Source organism: Protofrankia sp. CiP3, from assembly GCF_917627345.1.
Classification (GTDB): domain Bacteria; phylum Actinomycetota; class Actinomycetes; order Frankiales; family Frankiaceae; genus Protofrankia.
Map to the genome: position 1 here is coordinate 6,249 of NZ_CAKJTM010000067.1, position 21,435 is coordinate 27,683.

The window sequence follows — 21,435 nt, forward strand, 5'->3', positions numbered from 1 at the left end:
TCGGTCGACACCCCAAGGACCAGGGTGACTCCCTCCGCCGCCTTGCGATGCACGCACACCAGCCCCGCTCCTTGATCCACGCCCCTATTGCCGGGCGCTCTAAGACCAGCATGAACGCACCCGGAGCGCTGCGTGGGCCACGACACCTCCAAACGCCACGAAAATAGTTACCACACCGAATTTTTCTCGTCATGATACGGGGCTGGGGATGAGCGGAGCCCGCTGTTCCGCGTTCGCGTCGCCAACATCGGGTTTCGGTGATCCGGTAGGAAGTCGTGGGATTCAGCGGCTATCCGTCGATGACCACGTTGCGCACCTTTGAGCCGACGGGTGCGCCGCCGCTGTAGGTGTAGGTGTAGGTGGTTCTGGCTGGTTGGAGGATCCGGCTGGCCGTACCGGTATGCCATCGTGTTCCGTTCATCGGCTGTACGGCCGGTTTTCATCGGTCAGACGGGGCGGCCTTTCCAGGTGGCGGTGCCGCGCAGCCGCTGTGCCCAGGACAGCGCGGTCAGGTAGCCGAACACGCAGATGGACAGCGGGTGCGCCAGGGCGTCGGGCCAGCTCCGGCCGCCGGTGCGCCGTGCCGCGATCACTCGTCCAGCCACTCCCAGCGCATAGCCGGCGAGACCTGTCCGGGAACCGCGCAGCATGGCAACGGCCGGGAGCACGAAGAGCCAGGCCAGTATGCCGACCTGGCCGGCACTCGCGCGGATGCTTCCGCCGCCGGCCCACAGCGACTTCGCGTAGCCGTCGCGCAGCTGCGGCCAGCCGTGGTACATCCGGGTCCGGGCGATGTCCGTCCCGTCCGTGACAACCCCGTGCGCTCCCGCGGCCTTCAGCGCACGCAGCAGCGCTATGTCCTCGAGCACATGGCCACGGACGCTGGTATGTCCACCGGCCTGGTGATAAACGGCCGTGTCGACGCACAGGAGCTGCCCGTTCGCCGCGGACAACGACGGACGCGAGGACTGTTCGGCCAGCCGCAGCGGCAGTAACGCCAGCCACGACCACTGCAGAAGTGGCTGGACCAGCCGTTCCGCGACCGTTCGAGCGTCCTGGCGGGGGTAGGGCGAGACAAGGCCGAGACCGCTCGCGCGCAGCAGCCCGACCGTCCGGGCGATCCCGTCCGGGGCGACGGTGACGTCCGCGTCGATGAACACCAGGACGCTCCCCCGCGCCTCATCGGCGAGCCTGGCGCACGCATGCGGTTTGCCGAGCCATCCGGCCGGCAGCGTGCCGCCGTGAATGATCCGGACGCGGGGGTCACCCTCGGCCGCCCTGCCCACCGCCTCGGCGGTGCTGTCGGTGGAGGCGTCATCGTAGACGATCACTTCAAGGTGGGGGAGCGCGACCGAGGCCAGTACCGCGGACAGGCACGCGGTCACCTGTCCGGCTTCGTCGCGTGCCGGCAGCAACACACTCACCAGCTCGGTCACCGGCTGGGCGCCCGGCGCGACCCGTAACAGACGGGCGTTCACCACGGTGTGCACGGTGAGTACGCCCGCGGCGATCGTGCCCGTAAGCAGTGACAGCCGCGCCCAGCGGTCCGGCCGTGAACGCCGGCCCAGGGCCGGTCGCCGGGAGGTCACGAGGCCCGCCGGTGCTGCCGGCGCGTTGCCACAGCCGCGGTTGCCGTACCGGCGAGCAGCGTCCCCATGCCGACGCCACCGGCGAACGCCACACCAGGACGGTCGAAGAACACCAGGTTCGCGAGCAACGACGAGGCATAGGTCCATCCGATCATGAAGATCGGCAGGTGGTCGGGGAACTGGTCAGCCGGGATGGCCCGCCGTCGCGGTATCAGGGCCAGGCTCTCTGTGATCAGAGTGCCCACGACCAGCCAGCCGGCCGTGTTCGACAGCGGAATGCCGTTGAGGGCGGGCCCGTCGCCCGACCATCGCCAGTAGCCGGCGGCCACCATCTGCGGGTCCAGATAGAGATCCCAGGTTGTCAGGAGCAGGCCTCCCACCAGTGCGGTGACCATGACGCTTGGGTGCGCTCCCGGGCCCGCGGCATCATGACCGCATGGCCCGACAAGTCGCAGGGCGGTGTAGCGCCCCAGCGTGAAGGCCGGGTAGGCCATCATCGTCCAGGCCAACGGGATCACCACGGGTACTCCGCCGACGGCAGGCCCGAGGGCGCCGGTGTAGCTGTAGCGGCCGAAGACGAGGCCGGTGTGGACCCCGGCGATCTCGGCGGCCAGACCACCACCGACGCTCAGCATGACCATGCGGGCAGCCCATCCGGCACCGCGGGTACGGACCGCGTGGATAACCGAGGCCGTGGTGAAAAGCAACACCGACGTTACTGTGAGATCATCTTTTCCGGCGTTCGTGACCAGGGGATACGGGATCTGGGCGGCGACGGTGGCAGCCGCGAAGGCCCATGGCAGAAGGCCCGCCACGACAGGTCGCGGGTATCGGGACCTGTCGTGGCGGGCCCGCGCGGGCCGAGGCACCGAAGACGGCACGAGGGTGGTCCGCCGTGCCGGACCTCCCGGAACACAGACCGGGACATGGGCCGGATCAGACGGCACGTACCCGCCGGCCGTCGGCGCCATGAGCCCGGCCCGCGCGCGGTTCAGCCTTGCGGGACCGGGGCTCTTCTTCCTGGACGGGCTCGGTGTGCGTGAGGTGTTTACCCAGTACCGCGTATTCGACCCAGCTTCCCGGGAACTGGAAGTTCGACAACAGCGGCACAAAACCCTCGCTGGCATACAGCCGCCGGGCACGGCTGCCGGGAAGTTCCAGCGCCGACAGCGCGGCCGTACGCTGTGGCGCGTCGCGCAACAGTTCCCGCATCAGTTCGCGCCCCACCCCCTGCCCCTGGAACTCCGGCAGGACATGGAATTCGACGATCTCCAGACAGTCCCCGAGCCACCGTACGGCGTCCTCGGGGGGGAGCGCGTCACTGACGACGTCGTGCCACCACTGGCCCTTCCGCCCAGGCAGGGCATAGGTGAAACCGATCAGACGGTCGTCCGGCAGCAGTGCCGCCACCGCGCGCAGATCCCGACGCTCAGCGTGCCGGCGGGCGTGCATGGTCCGCTCGATCGCCGCACGCGCTGGATCAGGCTCGTGGACGTCCAGGAAGGCGGCCTTGTAGACGCCGATGACATCGGTCAGCCGGGCACGCATCCGCGCGGGTGTCCAGCGGACCAGCCCGATGCTCTCCATCAAGCTTGCCTCCCTCGCGCACTTGTCCTCACCACGCACCATGTTGATCGGTCAGCCGTGGGCTGGCCACTCGCGGGGCGTGTCCGTCTCGTACACCATCTGAGGTGCTCGACAATAACGGGTGCCCGCAGCGTCGCCGAGCCAGCTCAGGTGGGTACCGGTACCCGCGTGCTCCGTAGGCTGATCCGGTCAGGACCCAGCGCCAGGTGAACGCCGCCGCGTCCGCCGTTGAGCAGATCCCTGAGCAGGATGGCCAGGGCCGGCGCCTGTACTGTGCCGCCCGCGTTCGTCCCGGCGGCCACCACGACTCGCCCGCCGAAGGCGTCCACGGCCTCCAGCACCGGGAGGCCGTCTGGGGTCATCGGGCGTTCACAGGTGCGGCGGTCGAGGACCGGATGCGGCCCGGCTGAGCCGGGTGGCCGGGCAAGCAGCCGCCCGACGGTCTCCTCCAGCGCCGCCATCAGTTCCGCGACTCGCGGGTCGCCCGCCCGCGGGCGGGCGAGGCCCAGATAGCCGAATCCCCCGCTGGCGTGTATCACAGCGGAGTCCGGAGACAAGGTGATGTTGACGACCCCGACCGGGTCCGGCGCGTGCACCTTCAGGGCGTGCCGCAGACCGGGATTGGGCATCGTCAGCGAAACTCCGAGGACGTGCTGGACCGTTCCGGACGATGCCGCGTCCGCACCCACAAGGGCAACCAGGTCACGCCCGCCGACCGTGACGATGACGGTGCCGGCCCGCCTGGTCGTGCCGTCGCTGAGGACGAGTTCCACCTCGTTCGGGTGGCTCTCACAGCCGTGGCCCGAACCGCCGTTCCCGACCTGGCGCAGACAGCGCACCGGGCTGCCGGAATGCACGGGCACGCCGACAGCCACAACGAGATCGCGGACGGCGTCGGCAAGCTGGTGGATGTTGACGGCGTACCCGTCGACCTCGACGGCGCCGTGGACGGCCGCGGGGGGCGGCTGATTCGGATCTTCGGCCAGGCCGTCGGTGGCTGTCACGAGCGCGGGCCAGCGCAACGCGATCTCGTCCGGGCTCAGGACGCTGGCCGTGGCGTCGACTGTGGTCTGCAGCCGCGTTCCGGCGGCGAGATCAGCCGCGGACAGGTAGCAGCGGGGCAGCCGAGCATCCCGGCGCAGCCGCTCGAAGGCGTGCGGATAGCGGGCGAACAACGTCTCCCAGCCGCGCAGGCCGAGCCGGTTGATACCGATCGCGAGATCAGCTGTGAGCGCACGCAGGCCCGGACGGTCGGTAAAGCCCTCGAAAGCCGCTACCCAGTCACGCTCAGTATCGCTGAGGGTGACTGGGTCACGTAGCTGCCATCCGCCGTCCCGGGGCGGACGGGCGAGAACCGTGCGTCGGGACGCGTCAGCGTGTGGAACCGTCTCGGTCAGCGACAGATGGCGTCCGTCGGTTCCGCCGTAGGTCGTGCCCTGCCGCTTCGGGTCAGTGCGGTCGGCCGGGGCCGCGTCCAGTACCCGCAGATTGCGCCATCCGGCCGTGTGCAGGCTCAGCGCGATGGTCAGCCCGACGATCCCACCGCCGATGATCACAGTTTCGGCGGGATCGCTCCCATGGTGACGCGGGTTGTGCGCGTAACGATCGGCCAGCGGTTCGCGGGCACTCCTGGCGGCCGGAGCCACGGCCGCGGCTCCGGCCGCCAGGTTGCTGTCCAGGCCGGTGACCAGATCGGCAATCTCGCTGCTGGCGACGACGGTGAGAACCGCCTGGTCGAGATCTTCGGCGCAGCCGGGTATGCGCATCGCCGCTGAGCTGAGGGTGAAGCCCGGCCGCAGGACCGTGCTGTCCGGGAAGCGATCCAGGATCTGCCGGCGGAGCGGATCGATCAGCCCAGGCGCGTTGTCGATGACGACGGTCAGCTCGCGTCTGGCGTAAGCATCTGTGACCGCGTCCTCGGTGAGAACTTCAGGTTCGCAGATCGTTACGATCCGGCTGCCGATGAACGCCTTGACCTGTTCCGCGCCGACAAGGCCGCGGGTCGGGTGCGCGCCGCCGACGGTCAGCGGTACCGCGACGCTGAGCAGGTCAGAGCCTGCGCAAACAGCGTCGATGTCGGGGGCGAAGGTGACGGCCGCGGCCGTCAGCACGTGTTCGGCCAGCCAGCTCACCCGGGCCTGCGGATCAGCAGCCAGGGACGGTGTGTGGACAAGAACCCGATGGCCTTGAGCGGCGGCGGCCCGCGCGACCCGCCCGTTTATCGAGCCGGCTCCGATCAGGCCGACCGTCAGCGGGGCGGCCAGCCCGGCCGGGCCGGCCTGCGCGATCAGCAGTGCGTCGAGGACAAAACGGGCGATGTGGCGGGCGTTGACCTCGGGAGTGTTGACAACCGTGACGTCGTGATGGGCCGCGGCATCACAGTCGATTGCCGCGAGCGAGGTGCCGCGACGAATGATCAGAAGTTTGTTGTGATCATTCTGCGCCCGGACCGCCGTCGCCCAGGTGGCTATCGTGCTCGCGTCGACGGGGTTGGCGCCGACGACCAGGGTGTGGGGCCGCAGCGTCGACAACGCCCCGGACAGTGCCGCTGGTGTGGCCGCGAGGTCCGCTCGCAGCCACACCAGCGGGAGCGATGTCAGGGACAACCGGGTGGATTCGCTCACCCCGGTCGCCACGAGGATCCGGCGGGTGGGACGGGGCCGGCGCGAGCGGGAGTATATGCCGGGCTCAGCGGGTGTGGACATTCCTGTTTCCATTCGGCTGGCAAACTCAGGCGAAACATGGCCGCCAAAAGGCGTGTTTATGGTCTCGTGTGTGATGAACGGTTCTTGTTGTGTCTTGTGTTGTGTGCCGGACCCAGGCTGAAGCTGAGTTTGGCATAACTTCCACTGTGCCTCGCGATCTTCAATAACTGTTTAACCGCGGGGATGCTCGTGGTGGCCGCCGGAAGGTGTTCGGCCGGATCGTGCCAGCGGGTCACATCCGTTCACCGTTCCGTGGGCACGCAGGACGGCGAAACGCGCGAAGAGCTCTTCTTTGTACCAGCCGTGTTCAAAGGTGCGCCGCACGACGTCGGTATGGGCCGGGCTGCCATAGGCGAACCGGCGTAACGCGTCAGCGTCGTCCCAGACGCTGAATGTTCCCTGTAGGCCGAGTGGCGCCTCGCCGATCCCCACCGCGAACCGCAGGCCTTCGCAACGGGTGAGGTCCTCGGCCACCGGCGGCACCGACCGCCAGAAAGCGGGCGCCCGCCGCAACGACAGTCTGGCTCTGGTGATCGCAGCGATCAGGCCGGCTGGCCGCGCCAGGCCCGCGAGCTGCGTCACCGGGTCACCGAACGGACGCTGACGGGCCCATCGTCCCCGGGACGACAACGGGTGGAGCTCGGCTCGCCACCGTTCGTAGGCAATGGCGGACCATGCGTCGATCATGGCGGACCGTTCGAACGAGGCCGCTTCCCGCGCGGAAGCCCAGACGGTCAGCACAGCCCAGCGCAGCACGTCGGCGTCGCGCGGGCCGAACGTCCGGCCGCGTCCGGTGCCAAGGGACCTGGCGAAGACGAGACCGGTTGTGCGCCGCAAGTGCCGGCGGTCCAGCGCCATCCTCGCGGCCGCGTGCGGAACATGGCGGGGCCGCACCCCCCACAGGTCGATGATCACCAGGGGGCAGGCGTGTGCCGCGGTAGCATCGCCATCTCCCACGGTCACAACCGTATCGCCGTGGGGTCCGTTGGCCGCAGTGGTGACAGGCGCAGGACAGCATCGTGCTCCACGCCGTATTTCTGCGCGAAGAACGCTCTGGCCCGGGATGGGTCGTCGCGACAGAGAAGCGCACGGCATCGTCCCAGCGGCAGCAGGGGATGGCGGTTCCCCGTGACCTGTGTGAGGAGGCCGTCCGGGCCGCTGGCGCGGACCAGCCGGGCCAGCATGTCGTCGGCCAGGTAGACCGCGCCCTCGGTTCGTATGTATCGCACGGTCAGTTCCAGAGGGCCGTCCGTGCACGAACCAATCGACAGCGGCAGCTTCAGGTAGTCGTCAAGGCTGATGCTGACCTCCGGGCGCCACAGGGCGGCGAAGCGTTCCTCGATGAACTGGACGAGCGTGGAGTCGATGGTCGTCTCGTGCTGGGTGGAAACCGCCGAAGAGCGACCAACCGGATATGTCGATACGATGGCCCCATTGTCCCATCGGTGGTAACTTGTCAGCGGTTGCTCGGTGTATACACGCACGGACATTCGGTGTCTAAGGTGTGGGTCCAGGCCTGTTCGGATCGCGTCGAGCCGGCGCAGGTTGTCCCGGATGGCCTCGGGGACGTTGATGGTGCGGTCCAGATCCTCCTCGCGTTGCGCGGCAGCGGGCGAGTCCGGGTCGAGCAGGAGGATCTGCACGAGCGCACCGCCGTTCAACGCGCTGTTCACAGCCGTTGCGAACGCCTGCTCATGCAGGGTGGTGACCAGGTCGGTCCACGTGTTCAGGACCTGTACGATCCGCCGGCTGGCGGCGGCACGGCTGATGAAGTACTCAGGGTCGAAGCCGCCGAGCAGCCTGCCGCCGCCGAACTGGGCGGGCTTGGCGGGCATGGTTGAGGACAGCCGCTGTTCCGCGACGGCGAGTTCCGCGGAGCGGGTCTGGCGTAGCAGGTTGATGCCCTGTTGCCAGGATCGTCGGGCGCTGGCGATGTCGTCCATCTGCGCGAGCATGTCCCCGCGGCGGATCAGGACACGCGGTTCCCACAGTGGGTCCGGCAGGGCCGCGAGCAGAGTCAGGGATTCGTTGTACGCGGCGAGCGCGCGTTCCAACCGCGTCTGGCTGCGGTAGAGGTCACCGAGGCGGCGCAGCGCGTATGCCTGCAGCGGCCGGTTGTCGAGATCCCGCGCGATGGACAGGCTTGTCGACAGGCAGGTGACGGCCTCGGAGAGTTCCTGGCGGTTGCCGTGGCACATTGCCAGGCACACCAGCGTCTCGGCCTCCGCGGCCGGGCTGTTGGAGCGGCGGAACAGTTGCAGCGCGCGGTCGAAGAGCTCCGTCGCCTCGTCGAACCGGCCCTTGCCGCGGCAGGCATCGGCGAGCCCGTGCAGGCTGCGTGCCTCGCCGAAAGCGTGATCGATGGCAGTGAAGATCTCGTAACTACGGGTGAAGCGTTCAGTGGCGAGATCGAGGTGGTCGCGTGCCGCGCTGTTCGCGTCGACCGCGGGCTGGCCGTCCGGGTCGGTGCCGGGGGCGCTCAGACGCCAGAACGCCTCCTCGAAAGCGAGGAGGATGTTCCGGTCGCCCAGACCGCACAACATGATGGCCTCAGCGAGCGGGTCGCCTGCCCGGCGAGCCGCCGTCAGGCCCAGACCGTGTGTCCGATCCCAGTCGTCCCAGTAGCCGTTGAACTCGTAGAACCGGGCGGCCGCCGCGGCCAGCCGCCACGTCATCTCGTCGAGTTCCTGCGCGGATGCCTGCTCGATCAGGAGGTGAAGATTGATCCGCTCGATGCCGAACCATACCAGCGGCCCCGCGACCAGCGCGGAGACGATGTCGTCCGCTGACGTGGAACGCGCGGCCGGGTTGTCGATCGTCAGTGACCTACCCGGCGAGAAGACCGCGGTCGCGCGGTCGATGACGGTGAGGTAGGCCGAGAGCAGCCTGGTCAGGGCGGGGCGCAGTTCGTCGCCGACGGTGTTCAGCGGCCCGGCTTCAGCCGGTGCTGTCGCGGCGGTGGGCTGTTCCTCGCTGGGCTGTGCCCCAGCGGGTGAAAGGTCACCGTGTTCCGCCAGGTCCCCGGCGAGGCGAGGAAAGCCATTATCGCGTGGCCGCTGGCCGATCGGGCGTTCCCGCGCGAACACCCGCATCAGATCGTGGAAGCGGTAGCGGGTCTGCCCTGCCTGGTCGGGGCCACGTCGTTCCAGGAGCTGGGCGTCGGCGAGCCGGTCAAGGATGTCCTCGGCCTCGTCGCTGCCTATGTCGAGCAGCGCCGCCGCGGCCCAGGGCGCGAAGTCGACCATGTTGGGGAGGGCGAGGAGCCGGAAGGCCTGGCGCTCGTCCTCGGGCCGGCCGACGTAACTCAACGCGAAGCTGGCTCGGACCTCGAGGTCACCGAGTTCCAGCCAGGACAACCGGTCACGCTCCCCAGTGAGCCGGCTGGCTACCCGGGCCAGCCTCCAGTGCGGGTGAGCGGCGATCTTACGGCCGGCGATCTGGATCGCCATCGGCAGGTAGCCACAGAGCCCGGCGATGTCGCGGGCGGCTACGGGCTCGGCTTCGACCCGTCGGTCGCTGGCGAGTTTCGCCAGCAGCGCGACGGCTTCGGCCGGGTACAGGACATCGATGGTTCGGTGATAGGCGTCCAGGCTGTGCAGGCCGGAGCGGCTGGTGACGATGACCGCGCAGCCGGGAGCGGCGGGCAGCAGGCGCCGGATCTGAGCTTCGTTGGCGGCGTTGTCCAAGACGATTAACATGCGCCGGTTGACGAGCATGCTGTGGTACAGCTCGGCAAGGTCGTCCGGGTCGGTGGGTACCGCGGTTCTGGTTACTCCAAGCGCCTGTACAAGCCGGGTCAGTACCTTGATCGGATCCAGCGGAGACGGCAGGCTGCCCCGCAGGTCAAAGAACAGGCTCGGGTCGGGGAAGTGCTCGCGGGCCTGATGGGCCAGGTGGACAGCCAGCGCGGTCTTGCCCGCTCCCGGCTTACCCGCGATGGCGACGACGACGGTGCCTTTGGCCAGCGCGTCCGGGTCGGTCAGCGCGGTGAGGATCTTGGTCTGGATGGTGTCACGGCCGGTGAATTCGGCGACGTCCGGTGGCAGCTGGTACACCCCGAGATAGGGTGGTTTCGGTGGCGCCGGGCGTTCCAGTGCGCGTGGCGGTGTCCAGTTCAAACTGGGCGCCTCCCGCAGAATATCCTCTTGCAGCCGGCGCAGCAGACTCGAGTCGAGACCGTGGGAACGCAGGGCGTCGAGCCCGTCACGGCACGCCTGCGTGGCATCTTCCAGCCGGTTGTCCCGGTACAGGGCGATGATGAGATCTTTGCGTAGCCCGTCGTCGTGTGGGTACTGGGTGACCAGCGCCCGGAGCTCGCCGATGGTCTCCCGGTGGCGGCCCAGCGAGAGGTCCGCGGAGATCCGTGTCCGCCGGACATCGCGGTGCAGCTCATCGAGGCGCTGGATGTGGGCGGCGGCGAAGGCGTACTCGGCGACATCCGCGAGTGGCTGACCCCGCCACAGGCCCTGGGCGGCCTGTAACGGGGCGATCGCGGCGACCGGATCTCCGTCCTCGACGGCGCGGCGGCCTTGCCCGAGCAGGGTACGGGCCCGGGCGGCGTCGATCTGCTCGGGGCTCACCCGAAGCGAGTACCCCGAGCCGTGGCGGACGAGGAGCCGGCTGCCTCTGGCCGGGTCGAGCCTGCGGCGCAGCTCGCTGATGTGGGTCCGCAGCGTTGCCAACGCCCGGTCCGGGGGGTGACCGTCCCAGACCGCCTCGATCAGGCGGTGGGTTGTGACGATCTGGTCGACGTTCAACAGCAGGACCGTGAGCAGCGTTTTCCGTTGCTTTCCGCCAAGAATGATCACATTGCCGTCGCGGGTGACCTCGGTGGGGCCGAGGATTGCGAAATGCAGGTTCTCTTTGTCTGGCATGTGACCTTCTCGCGCCGATCCCGTCTGATTACGATATCTGGGGATACCTGATTCCGGGGGCCGCGCTTCTTCGGGCCGCCGACGGCGCGGCCGTGCTGTCGGCGTATCTGTGGGGGTGAGGATCGTGTCGTCTGTGATCAGATTGCTCGTTGGCGCGGGCTGGCCCGGCGTTTTTTTTGGGTCTCCACCGCAGCGTGCGTCGTGGGTGCCGCTGTCGCAACCACTTCGCGTGCGTGGGCCGGGTCGGATGGGCGACTGTTACCGATGCGAGGCATCGCGGGCTCTCTCGTCCGCGGTCCGCGCGGCTCCCGCGGCTGATTCCGTATTTCCGTCAACGGAACATCAATTTTCGCTCTGATCGCATGTGTACGACTGGTTGATGACTGTCTGTTCTGCTTGTTCTATCAGGCCCGCTCGCCCGAGGGCTGAGGAGCAACAGGAGGGTATACCGATCATTATGGACACATCGACGAAGGAGACAGCACGGTCAGGACTTCTGCATGAGGTGGCTCTGGGTACCGTCGACGGCAGGCCGGACCAGGTCATGCTGGTCGCGGATGACAGGCGCGTCGCCGCGGTTCTCGAGGACTGGGATGAGCACCGCCGGGTTGAGCTGATGGTAGCGGGCCGGCTGCTGGCGCTGGAAGCTGATCCTGATGGCCGTGGGCTACGGGTGTTCGATCCCGTTACGTCGATTCCGCTGGTTGCTTTTCGGTCGGCGCGTCGCGGTGGTGGCGGTACGGTCGAACTTCCGGGCAGCCGTGCGGTGCGTTGGGTCGTTCCCCGCGGTTCCGTCTTTGAGTGCGGCTTTCTGAGCAGCCGGGGTGGCGGTCTCATCCGGTTCGCCCATGACGGCACCGCGCTGGTGCTTGTGGACGACGATCATCGTCGGCGCGGAGGTATTCACGACCCGTTGGTTCTTCTGACGCTGGGTTGGTTTCTGCTGTTGAAGAGCCGACGGCGGCACGATCACGGTTCTTTCGCGTCACCGCAGCCGGCGGCCCAGGTCTGTGCGGCCGCGTAGGGGCCGCCGGTGGTGTGGTTATGCTCTTGTTTTCCGCGTCACCGACGGCCGGGTCCGCGCGGCACGGCCCGATTCGCGCACTGATAACCGCCGGCCGCCGTGATGGATGCCGAGCGGCTCCACCGCCGGCCGCTGAGTGGTCGCCGCCGGGAACGTGTTCGCGGCCGCTGCGGTAAACGGCCGTCGTCTTCCGTCCGGCGGCCCGTTGCGGCCGGCGATGTTGACGGCCTGACCCGGTCGGGGTTTACTCCTTTCAGAGTGCGAACACGCGTTCGATTCATGGAAGGAGTGGTCATGAGCCGGCGGAGTGTTGACCAACACGCTGTATGTGCCGCACCTGCTCTGACTCAGGAACGTCCTGGCGTACGAACGGTGCTCCCGGTCGCGGGGCTGCCCCGCCGTTCCCGTGACGAGCTGCTCCTGGCCGCGCGTCACGGCCTTGACGAGGCGAGCCTCACCCAGCTTCCCGGCCAGCGGTACGCGCTGGCCCATATGGCGGCGTTGCGTGCCGCCGCGGCCGTCCTTGCTGATCGAGCTCAGGCCCGTCCCGGTCACCGTGGCCGGCCGGTGAGCGCCTGGCGGCTACTTGCGACGGTGGCGCCTGAACTGGCGGAGTGGGCCCAGTTCTTCGCCGCCGGTGCGGCGAGGCGGGCGGCGGCCGAGGCGGGCCTACCGGTGGTCGGTACCCGCGATGCCGATGACCTGGCCCGTCAGGCCGAAATCTTTCTCACGACGGTGGAAACAACATTGGGTCTGCCATCACAGGCGGCGCTGCCAGCTATGGTTGTCAGGCCGGTCAGATCTTCCCGAGACTGAACGCACCAGCTCGTGTTCGGTGCGTGCCGGTTCGGGCGCGCGATGCCGAGCGTGCATCTGATCGCGTGCGTGGCCGTTTCGGCGTCGGCACGATCCGGCCAGCGCCGCTGATGGCGCCTCCCGGCGTGAGGCGGGATGGGTGGGGGGAGGACTGACGGCAGGACGAACCGATCGGTCTGTCTCGGCATGGTTGGTTGCCTACCGCGCCCGCCCAGTCATGCCTATTCTTGGGTGTCAGGTTCCGTCTGCCGGACCTGCCGGTCGTGGGAGGAGCGTCGATGCCGCTCTCGGAAAACGAGCAGCGCCTGCTGGATCAGATCGAGCGCGCGCTCGTCGAGGACGATCCGAAGTTCGCGAGCACGGTCCGCTCGACGAACCCCCGTACCTACCTGCTACGCAGGGTTCGTCGCAGCGTTCTCTTGTTCCTGTTCGGATTGGTTGTCCTGGTCATCGGGGTCGTGCTCAACCGGACGCCGTTGATCGTTGTCTTCGGCGTGCTCGGCTTCGTGCTGATGCTGTTCGCGGCGTCACGTGGTGCCGCGGATCTTCGCCGGATCGGTGGCCGCGGTGGTGAGCTGAGCGGTCGTCATCCGGCAGCCTCGCGTCGCCGGGCACGTGCCTCAGTGGCTGAGCGTCTTGAGGAACGCTGGCGTCGCCGGTGGGAGGACCGGGACGGCCGCTGACGCCTGGGCGGGCCCATCAGCAGCTAGGTCACTTCAGGCGGGCTGTCCGGCCGAACACGCCCAGCGCCCCTACCACCGACCGTGGAGCAAGTACCGCGCGTGCCCGGTCAGTGCGTGGTGCCGCCGTTCGCAGCAGTCGTGCGACCATTTGCAGGTCGCGTCCGATCTTTTCGTTGGTGCTGGAACCGGCCATTGCGGACGGCGCGTAGCGAGCTAGTTCCTCCGCCTCGACAATCCGGAGCAACGCGGCTCGGGCCGCCTCGGCGTCCGATGCTCGAATCTCCGGGCAGGCAGCGATGTGGTCGGCCAGCCGCAGCGCACTGGCCCGCGGCGACTCGTTGGGCCGCAGCGGTACTCCAAGGTCGAATGTCAGGTCCGCGAGCTCGGCCCAGGCCGCGTGCACGCGGGCATCCGCGGTTGCCGCTCCCGCGTGATTGGCTGAACCGCCTGTCATAGCGGTGGCGAGACGGCGCCGGCGGCGCGTGACCCGCACCAACGCCGGCAACAGCAGCACCGTGACGATGCCTGTCCCGACCAGAGTCCGGGAAAGCCAGCGGATGATCGTCGGCAGGGGGCTTTCCGCGGAACGTGTTTTTTCGGAAGCTTTCGGCGCTGGGCTCGGCGTGCTGTCCCGGACGGCGTCGGTGTCCGGGCCCGTGGTGGGGGCCACGCCTGGGGTGGTGACTGACGGTGTGGCCGACGGACTCGCGCCATGGTCGGCCGGATCGGCGGCCGCGGCATAGGCGGGGGTGATGGTTCCGTCGGTGCGGGGGGTCGGCTCGAAGGAAACCCAACCGGCGCTGGCGAACCACGCCTCCGGCCAGGCGTGCGCATCCCTGTTAGTGATCAGATAGCTGCCGTCGGCCTGCCTGGCCCCCGGGACAAAGCCGATCACCACCCGGGCTGGGATGCCGAGCGTCCGCAGCAGCACCGTCATCGCGGAGGCGAACTGCTCACAGTAGCCACGTCTGGTTTTGAACAGGAACTCCGTCAAGGCTCCGTCCTGCGCGGTCGGGGCGCCGTTGAGATCGTAGATGAAGGTGGTGTCATGGAGGTACTTCTGGATTGCGAGGGCCTGCTGGTAGGCGTTCACGCGGGTCCCCGCTATCTCACGGGCGAGTTTCTCGACCCTCGGGTCGGTACCGGGAGGCAGCTCTGTGTCGATCTTTATATCGGCTGGGAAGGTCCGCGGGGAGGCCGTGAGCTGGCTTGGGAGCGGATCGGGAGTGGAGGCTTCCACCTGGTAGTGCGCACCGGCGGTAGTGGTCCGGGTGCTGAAGACCGTGCCGGTGTCGGTGGACAGCCGCCAGTCACTGCCAGAAGCAAGGCCTTCGATCCTGCTCGGGGTGCCCGGAAGGGGAAGGTAGCGTTCCGTCAGGACCGTCGACACGTCAATTGTCGCTGACACCGTGCTGACCCGGGTGTTGCGGTCCGGGGCGGGAAGGCCGTCGCTGATCCTCGCCTCACTGGTGGCGCGCAGTGACCGGAGAGTGAATCGCTGCCCGTCGAACTGCTCCAGCGCGGTGAGCCGCAGGTATCTGGGCGTGGCCGTGCGCACCGACAGCAGGGTGGTCGGTTGGCTCGCATGCAGCTGTTGGGACAGCGAGACGAGCGGCGGTAGCACGATCGCCGAAGCCGGGCCGGTGTAGCGGGTGACGCCCTGTTGGCGCGCCAGCGGTCCCACCCCGTCAAGGGACGGCAGGACTGCCGGGACGGCCAGCGCGCACATCACCGCGCACAGGGCGATCCCAACGGCGAGGCTCCTCGCGTTGTTCGGTAGTGCGGCCTGCGCCGAGCCGGTAATCGGCTTTCCCCAGCGTTCGACCGTCTGCTTCCACTCCATCACGAGTAGGAGCAGGAATCCCATCGCGCCGAGCAGGTAGGGAACCACGCCGACACCATGCGGCAGCACAGTGGCGGGCAGCATGAACAATGCGAGCAGGGGAAGCCCGGCGAGTGTCGGGCGCCGGATCGTGACCGCCAGCAAGTCGACGATCAGTACGACGCAGTAGACACCGATGACGGTCAGCACCACCAGGCCCGGACGCTGCGGCACCGGCGCGGCGAGCTGCGAGACGTCGTCGCGGCCAGCTATGATCAGGGAGCGCAGCGCATCCACCGTCCGCCCGGTCGGCAGCAGGCCGGCGACGGCGGTTTCACGCGCGTACAACGCCGTGACCGTGATCAGAAGACCGAGCAGCCCGGACACAATCCCTACCGGGATGGCCAGCCGTAGCGCCCGTGCCAGCGCGGCCGTGCCCACAGCTACCGCGGTAGCCACGATCACGGGGCCGAACCACCACCAGAAGCCGTCGAACAACGGCGCGAGCGCGGATGCGCACAGCAGCGACGCCAGCGCAGCCCCGGCAGTGGGAACGAGCTGGAGCCGGGAGGTCACAGCGCGGCCCCGGCCCGCGTGTCCGTGGGCAGCACGCGGCCCGGTTCCGCCGCCGGCTTCGACGCATGTCCCGATACCGGTCCCGATACTGCTTTCGGGCTCGGGCTCGGGCTCGGGCTCGGGCTCGGGCTCGGGCTCGGGCTCGGGCTCGGGCTCGGACTCGGACTCGGACTCGGGCTCGCGGCCGCGTCCCCGCCGAGTCCGCCGGTGGCCGGATCCGGTGTCCGCGGGCTATTGTGGATCATGCCGCCCGCGGCCGGCTCGGGTTTGGCGGCGTCTGTTCCGCCACCCCACGCTGGGCCCTTTCCGGTCGTTCCCGGCCACAGCGCGGTGAGCCTGTCGCCATACCCGGCGATGATCACAGTCCAGCCGTGGCGCTGGAAGACCGCGCGGCACGCCTGCAGGCCTTCGGTCCCGCTCGCGGAACGCTCCCCCTCGTCCCAGGTCGCCACGTTGACCAGCAGGACGATCGCGGCGGCGTCGCGCGGGCGCGCTCGGGCGAGGACCGCGGCCTGCGCCGGATCGGTACGTCCAAGGATCGCGACCACCATGGAGCTGTCAGCGGTCCGCAGACGGCTGTACACGCGCTGCGTCGAAAGGGCGTCGGTCGTGTTCACGACCGCGAGCTCGTCCAACAGCGCGGCCGGGTTGCGCGACCCCCTCGCCGCGGCCGGGGCCGGGGCGTTGTCACAGATGAGCCGTACCGCCTTGCCCATCCCGGTCAGGTACACAGCGATCGAGGCAGCCGCGCCGACAGCCCACTCGAACGAGGACATGGGCCCCTGACCGGCCCAGACAGCGGACCGGGTGTCGAGGAACAGGGCCGCGCTGCCCGGGCGGAAGCTCTCTTCCTGACGAACCATCAACTCGCCGGTGCGGGCGCTGGTCCGCCAGTGAACCCGCCGGAGGTCGTCGCCGGGGTGGTAAGGGCGAGTGGAGAAGTCGTCCGTACCAGTAGCGGATGCGCGCCGGCGGCGGTGGGTGCTGATCGTGGTGTGGCTGCCCGGACGGGCCAGGGGCAAGGTCTCCACCGGAGGGGTCACGATCAGTTCGTCGCGGCTGCGGAACGCCCGCGTGAGCTCGCAGAGCCCAAAGGGATCCGTGATCCGGATCGCCATCGGCCCGATCAGGTACCGGCCACGAAGCTGAGGACGAAGCTTGTAGGTGAGGTACCGGGCGCCCCCCGCCTCCACCCGGTCGAGCACAAACCGGGCCCGGAGCCCAAGACGGTCTGGGACCTCGTCATCGACCAGCAGCACCGAGGAGGGACGTCCACTCATGTTGTCGATCCGGATGCTGACCGCCGCGTCCCCGCCCACGGCCACGCGAGCGGGGACGAGAAGACGGTGGCACGCGAGCCGGTAGCGGGTCTTGCAGACGAACGCCGCCGCGCACACCGGCAGTGCCAACAGCAGCATGCCGACGCGGAGCAGGTCCTCCTCGCCGACGGTCGCGGCCAGCGCGCAGCAGGCCAGCCCGGTGGCCACGAAGCACAGTCCGCGAATGGTCAGCGCGCGCATCGCCGCCAGGAAGTCGAGCACGGAAAATCAGCGGCCGCGGTGCGGCGGACGTGCCCCAAGGCGTGGGATGGGGACGCGCGCGACGATCTCCGTAATGATCCGGGAGGTGACGTCGGCTATGGATACGTCCGACATCGCGGCATCGGGGTTCACCAGCAGCCGGTGCGCGAGCACTGGCGCGGCCATCGCCTGGACGTCGTCGGGGAGAACGAACGCGCGGCCGTCGAGAGCGGCCCGCGCCCGAGCGGTCCTGACGACGTGCAGCGTCGCGCGGGGAGAGGCGCCCAGGACGAGCTCGGGATGCCGGCGGGTGGCCGTCACGAGGTCGACGATGTAGCGGCGCACATCGTCGGACACATGCACCGCGCGTACCAGGGTGACCAGTTTGGCGATCTCGTCGGCGTCGGTGACGGGGCTGATCCCGTCCAGTGGCTCGGCGGTACCATGGCTGTTGATCATAGCAAGTTCGGCCACGGGCGACGGGTAGCCCATGGACACCCGCGCGGTGAAACGATCGCGCTGCGCTTCCGGCAGCGGATGGGTGCCTTCCATCTCGATCGGGTTCTGGGTGGCTATGACCATGAACGGCGACTCCAGGTGGTAGGTCACACCATCGATGGTGACCTGGTGTTCCTCCATGCATTCCAGGAGCGCCGACTGCGCCTTGGGAGCGGCGCGGTTGATCTCGTCGCCGACGACGATGTTGGCGAACACCGGCCCGGGCCGGAACTCGAAATCCCGGGTGTCCTGGTTGTAGACGCTCACCCCGGTGACGTCGCTGGGCAGCAGGTCCGGGGTGAACTGGATGCGGCGGACACGGGCGTCGATCGAACGCGCGAGGGCCTTGGCGAGCATCGTCTTCCCCACGCCGGGCACATCCTCGATGAGCAGGTGGCCGCCGGCCAGCAGTACGATCAGTGCGGTTCTGACCACTTCGGGCTTGCCGTCTATGACGGACCCGACGGACTGGGCCACTCGCGTCGTGACATCCGCGAGGTGGTGCAGGCCGGTCCCCGGCTCGCGCCACTGCATGACGCCGGGCTCCGTCACCGTCACGTCGGTCTCCGTCCTCAGGTCGGCTGCGTCAGTCGGCAGGGTGGGCCCGGCGGGCCCAGGCACTCCACGAGTGTGACATCCATGCGGCCGATGGCCTTCATGCGTTGAGAATCATCCGGCCACCGATGTCCGGAAAGCGTACTGATTCGTGGCGGCATTCCATCGTAGCTGCCACGACTGTTACTCGCAGGTGTTTTTGCCATGTTTGGCCAAAGGCCACATTGGCTTCGCATTCATGATCCATGCGCATCGGCGCTTGTGGGCTTCGAGGGGTGTGTCCGGAGTGTCGGAGGGCTTCCAGGTGGGGGAGAGTGGGGTACAGTGGCGCGCAGTGGGGGACGGACGCACTCGCAGGCCAACCAGAGCGGGACTGGCTGGCCTTGAACCTCTCGGGTCTGGGCGAGGAGGGCGCCGATGTTCCTCGGTAGCCACACGCCACGACTCGACGACAAAGGCCGGCTCACGCTGCCGGCGAAGTTCCGTGAGGAGCTGGAAGGGGGGCTTGTGATTACCAAGGGGCAGGAGCGATGTCTCTACGTGTTCCCTATGGTTGAGTTCACCCGGATCAGCGAGTCCCTGCGGACGGCTCCCGTTACGGCAAAGGCGCTTCGGGATTACAGCCGTGTCTTCTTTTCCTCGGCATCGGACGACGTTCCCGACCGGCAGGGCCGGATCACCATCCCACCCGGGCTTCGGACCTACGCGGGCCTCACTCGCGACTGCGTGGTGAACGGCGCGAACACCCGGGTGGAGATCTGGGACGCGTCCCGTTGGGACGCCTATCTCGCCGGCCAGGAGGAGAACTTCGCCGCGCTTTCCGAGGAGGTGCTGCCCGGCGTCATCTAGGAGGCCAATGGGCGTGTGATCATGTTTCTTCGCGCGCGGCCTGGCCTCAGGGGGCGCGGTGCTGGACGCACGCGAAGACGGGATACGGGCGTGCGCCGAGGTCTCCCCCCGCTCTTCACCGGACGTCACTTCCCCGGTGTCCGGTGACGCGAGCGGGGCGGGACCTGGGCACATGCCGCGCTTTCGGGGCCAGGTTGCGATGTGTGCAACCTGGGTTCAGGCAGGTCGCTCGTCAGTTGTGTGATTTATATCTTTGTTTTTCGTATCTTCACCTGTCGCGGCTTGGTATTGCCGCGGTTGACCGCCCGCCGCGAGGTTTTCACGAGCAGTTCGAGGAGGTCGAGGTGGACGCCACGCACACCCCGGTTCTCTCCGACCGTGTTGTCGCCCTGTTGGCGCCCGCGCTGGGCGGGCCTGGGGCGGTGGTGATCGATGCCACAGTGGGACTCGCGGGTCATGCGAGCGCGCTGCTCGCCGCATCCCCCGATGTCCGTCTGGTCGGCCTTGACCGTGACCCGCAGGCGCTGGGGCAAAGCCGCGCTCGGCTGGCGGCCGAAGACGACCGGGTCACCTTGGTCCACGCCGTGTACGACCAGCTGCCCGCCGTTCTTGACATGCTCGGCTTGGCCGAGGTGCACGGCGTGCTGTTCGACCTCGGGGTGTCCTCGTTGCAGCTCGACTCCGACGAGCGGGGATTCAGCTATTCCCGCGACGCTCCGCTGGACATGCGGATGGATCCGACCAGGGGCCGCACCGCGGCGGATGTCGTCAACACCTACGGTGTCGACGAACTTGCCCGGGTCCTGCGCGAGTACGGAGAGGAACGGTTCGCCCGCCGGATCGCCTCGGCTGTGGTCGCTGAACGCGCCCGTGAACCGTTCACCTCGTCGGCTCGACTTGTTGACCTTGTTCGTCGGAGTATTCCGGCGGCTACTCGGCGTACCGGTGGAAATCCGGCAAAACGCACGTTCCAGGCGTTGAGGATCGAGGTCAACGGCGAGCTCGAGGCGCTGGCGCGGGCACTGCCCGCGGCTCTCGACGCGCTCGCCGTTGGGGGGAGGCTCGTCGTGCTTGCCTACCATTCGCTGGAGGACCGCATGGTCAAGCGGGCACTGGCGGCCAGGGTACGGCTCGATGCGCCGCCGGGCCTACCGGTGATCCCGCCGGAGGCTGTCCCGACGATGCGGTGGCTCACCCGCGGTGGTGAGCCACCGCCGCCGGATGAGGTGGCGGCCAACCCGCGAGCGGCTGCGGCGAAACTGCGTGCGGTCGAGCGGACGCGCCGTGGCGCGGCATGACCGCCCCCGCCCCTCCGCTGCCGCGCCGGCTGCGAACCCGGACGCGGCCAGCGCCCGACACCGGCCGCGTACCGTCGCGTGCCGCCGCCCGGCCCGCCTCGGCCGCGGCATCCGGCGACACGGCCATCCCGATTCCCTCCCTGGGCGGCCGGACCGGTGCCGCGCCACTCCTTGACCGGCCGTCGCGGCGTTCGTACCCAACGCGGCGGGTATCCCAGCCGTCGCCTCTTGCGGCTTCGCGCCCGCTGCCTCGCGGCCATGCGCCACGCGCACCGTTCGTGATCCTGTTACTGCTGCTCATGGGTGCCGGTCTGATGTGTCTGTTGCTGCTCAACACGGCGCTCGCGCAGAACGCCTTCCTGGTTCACAACCTGCAGAAGTCCTCGGCGGCGCTCTCGGACGAGGAGCAGGCGCTCTCGCTGCGTCTCGACCAGTTGTCCGACCCGGCGAACCTTGCCGCCAGGGCAACCGACCTCGGCATGGTATCTGGTGGCATTCCCGTGTATCTGCCGTCCGGTACCCCGTTGCCACCCGGTGCCCGCGTGATTGATACGGACCCGGTGTCGGGAGCGATCGTTATCGTGGTGTCGAGCGCGCGGCAGCCGGCCACCGCCACGGGGGCGGCCGGAGGCGCCCCGGCCACTGGCAGGCCGGCCGGAAGTGCGCGGTGACCTCTACGCTCAACCGCTCGTCCCGGCGTGGCCGATCGCGGCTGCGACTAGTTTCGGATCTTGGTCGACGGGTCGCGGACGATCAATGGATCGAGGGTGACGAGGCCGGCTTCACCGACGGCTACGCCGATCCCGACGGCCGTTGTTATCCCCGTCCGGATGACGATCGAGATGACGGTGCCGGCTGGGATGACGGTGCCGGCCGGGACGACGCTGCGTCCCGGTACGCCTCCGGTCCCGGCGGCCACCCCGTGGCCGGAGGACGACCCGGAGCACGACGCGGCCGCGGGGACGCGCGCCCCGGTGGCCCCTCTCCCCGCGGTGGCGGCAACCGGGCGCGCACACCGGGCGGCCGGCCGGTGCGGGCC

16 protein-coding genes and 1 pseudogene are annotated in these 21,435 nt (G+C 68.8%); 6 read left to right on the forward strand and 11 right to left on the reverse strand.

What is annotated here, in order from left to right:
* Window positions 1–289: 289 nt before the first annotated feature.
* The 7 genes from MJ797_RS27035 to MJ797_RS19105 all read right to left on the reverse strand — a co-directional run bounded on the left by MJ797_RS27035 (window position 290) and on the right by MJ797_RS19105 (window position 10,755).
* Window positions 290–421, reverse strand: a complete 132-nt coding sequence (locus MJ797_RS27035; protein WP_255739186.1) for a hypothetical protein — start codon at window positions 419–421, stop codon at window positions 290–292.
* A 25-nt stretch (window positions 422–446) separates the two neighbouring features.
* Window positions 447–1,511, reverse strand: coding sequence for a glycosyltransferase family 2 protein (locus MJ797_RS19080; protein WP_239337259.1), 1,065 nt, complete (start codon window positions 1,509–1,511; stop codon window positions 447–449).
* Between the two features lie 74 nt (window positions 1,512–1,585).
* Window positions 1,586–2,404 carry a carotenoid biosynthesis protein gene (locus MJ797_RS19085; protein ID WP_239337174.1) on the reverse strand — a complete coding sequence of 273 codons (819 nt, stop codon included), beginning with the start codon at window positions 2,402–2,404 and terminating at the stop codon, window positions 1,586–1,588.
* Window positions 2,405–2,525: 121 nt separating this feature from the next.
* Window positions 2,526–3,176, reverse strand: coding sequence for a GNAT family N-acetyltransferase (locus tag MJ797_RS19090; protein WP_239337177.1), 651 nt, complete (start codon window positions 3,174–3,176; stop codon window positions 2,526–2,528).
* A gap of 146 nt (window positions 3,177–3,322) precedes the next feature.
* Complete coding sequence (locus tag MJ797_RS19095) at window positions 3,323–5,881, reverse strand: FAD-dependent oxidoreductase (protein WP_239337180.1); 2,559 nt, start codon at window positions 5,879–5,881, stop codon at window positions 3,323–3,325.
* Between the two features lie 171 nt (window positions 5,882–6,052).
* The gene (locus MJ797_RS19100; RefSeq protein ID WP_239337182.1) at window positions 6,053–6,838 is read right to left on the reverse strand and encodes a spheroidene monooxygenase; all 786 of its coding nucleotides are present in this window, start codon (window positions 6,836–6,838) and stop codon (window positions 6,053–6,055) included.
* Window positions 6,839–6,840: 2 nt separating this feature from the next.
* Entirely contained in the window at window positions 6,841–10,755 is a 3,915-nt protein-coding gene (locus tag MJ797_RS19105; RefSeq protein ID WP_239337184.1) for a BTAD domain-containing putative transcriptional regulator, read from the reverse strand.
* 457 nt (window positions 10,756–11,212) lie between these two features.
* Here MJ797_RS19105 and MJ797_RS19110 point away from each other — a divergent pair, with 457 nt between their 5' ends.
* From MJ797_RS19110 to MJ797_RS19120, 3 genes are all read left to right on the forward strand, one after another.
* Window positions 11,213–11,779 carry a hypothetical protein gene (locus MJ797_RS19110; RefSeq protein WP_239337194.1) on the forward strand — a complete coding sequence of 189 codons (567 nt, stop codon included), beginning with the start codon at window positions 11,213–11,215 and terminating at the stop codon, window positions 11,777–11,779.
* A 294-nt stretch (window positions 11,780–12,073) separates the two neighbouring features.
* The gene (locus MJ797_RS19115; RefSeq protein WP_239337218.1) at window positions 12,074–12,595 is read left to right on the forward strand and encodes an SAV_6107 family HEPN domain-containing protein; all 522 of its coding nucleotides are present in this window, start codon (window positions 12,074–12,076) and stop codon (window positions 12,593–12,595) included.
* A 278-nt stretch (window positions 12,596–12,873) separates the two neighbouring features.
* Window positions 12,874–13,278, forward strand: coding sequence for a DUF3040 domain-containing protein (locus tag MJ797_RS19120; RefSeq protein WP_239337223.1), 405 nt, complete (start codon window positions 12,874–12,876; stop codon window positions 13,276–13,278).
* 28 nt (window positions 13,279–13,306) lie between these two features.
* Here MJ797_RS19120 and MJ797_RS19125 read toward each other — a convergent pair whose 3' ends face one another.
* Genes MJ797_RS19125 through MJ797_RS19140 form a run of 3 tightly spaced genes read right to left on the reverse strand, consistent with a single transcriptional unit; the run spans window position 13,307 to window position 18,228 of the window.
* Window positions 13,307–15,676 carry a DUF3488 and transglutaminase-like domain-containing protein gene (locus tag MJ797_RS19125; RefSeq protein WP_239337226.1) on the reverse strand — a complete coding sequence of 790 codons (2,370 nt, stop codon included), beginning with the start codon at window positions 15,674–15,676 and terminating at the stop codon, window positions 13,307–13,309.
* Window positions 15,673–17,217 carry a DUF58 domain-containing protein gene (locus tag MJ797_RS27190; RefSeq protein ID WP_305039787.1) on the reverse strand — a complete coding sequence of 515 codons (1,545 nt, stop codon included), beginning with the start codon at window positions 17,215–17,217 and terminating at the stop codon, window positions 15,673–15,675. Before MJ797_RS27190 ends, MJ797_RS19125 begins: the two co-directional genes overlap by 4 nt.
* Before the next feature lie 6 nt (window positions 17,218–17,223).
* Complete coding sequence (locus tag MJ797_RS19140; protein WP_239337261.1) at window positions 17,224–18,228, reverse strand: MoxR family ATPase; 1,005 nt, start codon at window positions 18,226–18,228, stop codon at window positions 17,224–17,226.
* 438 nt (window positions 18,229–18,666) lie between these two features.
* Between MJ797_RS19140 and mraZ the strand changes: the two genes are divergently transcribed.
* The 3 genes from mraZ (at window position 18,667) to MJ797_RS19155 (ending at window position 21,067) form a co-directional block, all read left to right on the forward strand.
* Window positions 18,667–19,098 carry a division/cell wall cluster transcriptional repressor MraZ gene (gene mraZ / locus MJ797_RS19145; RefSeq protein ID WP_239337230.1) on the forward strand — a complete coding sequence of 144 codons (432 nt, stop codon included), beginning with the start codon at window positions 18,667–18,669 and terminating at the stop codon, window positions 19,096–19,098.
* A 344-nt stretch (window positions 19,099–19,442) separates the two neighbouring features.
* Window positions 19,443–20,396, forward strand: coding sequence for a 16S rRNA (cytosine(1402)-N(4))-methyltransferase RsmH (rsmH, locus tag MJ797_RS19150; protein WP_239337241.1), 954 nt, complete (start codon window positions 19,443–19,445; stop codon window positions 20,394–20,396).
* 278 nt (window positions 20,397–20,674) lie between these two features.
* Window positions 20,675–21,067 (forward strand): hypothetical protein, encoded by a 393-nt coding sequence (locus tag MJ797_RS19155; protein ID WP_239337244.1) that lies wholly within the window; start codon window positions 20,675–20,677, stop codon window positions 21,065–21,067.
* A gap of 47 nt (window positions 21,068–21,114) precedes the next feature.
* Here the strand turns inward: MJ797_RS19155 and MJ797_RS19160 are convergent.
* Window positions 21,115–21,435: pseudogene (locus MJ797_RS19160) on the reverse strand (hypothetical protein); the annotation flags it as partial.

What these genes read in the sequence shown, in the direction of transcription:
- MJ797_RS19090 (WP_239337177.1), bottom strand. Translation starts at nt 3,176, where the DNA reads ATGGAGAGCATCGGGCTGGTCCGCTGGACACCCGCGCGGATGCGTGCC.
- mraZ (WP_239337230.1), top strand. Translation starts at nt 18,667, where the DNA reads ATGTTCCTCGGTAGCCACACGCCACGACTCGACGACAAAGGCCGGCTC.
- MJ797_RS27035 (WP_255739186.1), bottom strand. Translation starts at nt 421, where the DNA reads ATGAACGGAACACGATGGCATACCGGTACGGCCAGCCGGATCCTCCAA.
- MJ797_RS19095 (WP_239337180.1), bottom strand. Translation starts at nt 5,881, where the DNA reads ATGTCCACACCCGCTGAGCCCGGCATATACTCCCGCTCGCGCCGGCCC.
- MJ797_RS19110 (WP_239337194.1), top strand. Translation starts at nt 11,213, where the DNA reads ATGGACACATCGACGAAGGAGACAGCACGGTCAGGACTTCTGCATGAG.
- MJ797_RS19105 (WP_239337184.1), bottom strand. Translation starts at nt 10,755, where the DNA reads ATGCCAGACAAAGAGAACCTGCATTTCGCAATCCTCGGCCCCACCGAG.
- MJ797_RS19140 (WP_239337261.1), bottom strand. Translation starts at nt 18,228, where the DNA reads ATGCAGTGGCGCGAGCCGGGGACCGGCCTGCACCACCTCGCGGATGTC.
- MJ797_RS19115 (WP_239337218.1), top strand. Translation starts at nt 12,074, where the DNA reads ATGAGCCGGCGGAGTGTTGACCAACACGCTGTATGTGCCGCACCTGCT.
- MJ797_RS19120 (WP_239337223.1), top strand. Translation starts at nt 12,874, where the DNA reads ATGCCGCTCTCGGAAAACGAGCAGCGCCTGCTGGATCAGATCGAGCGC.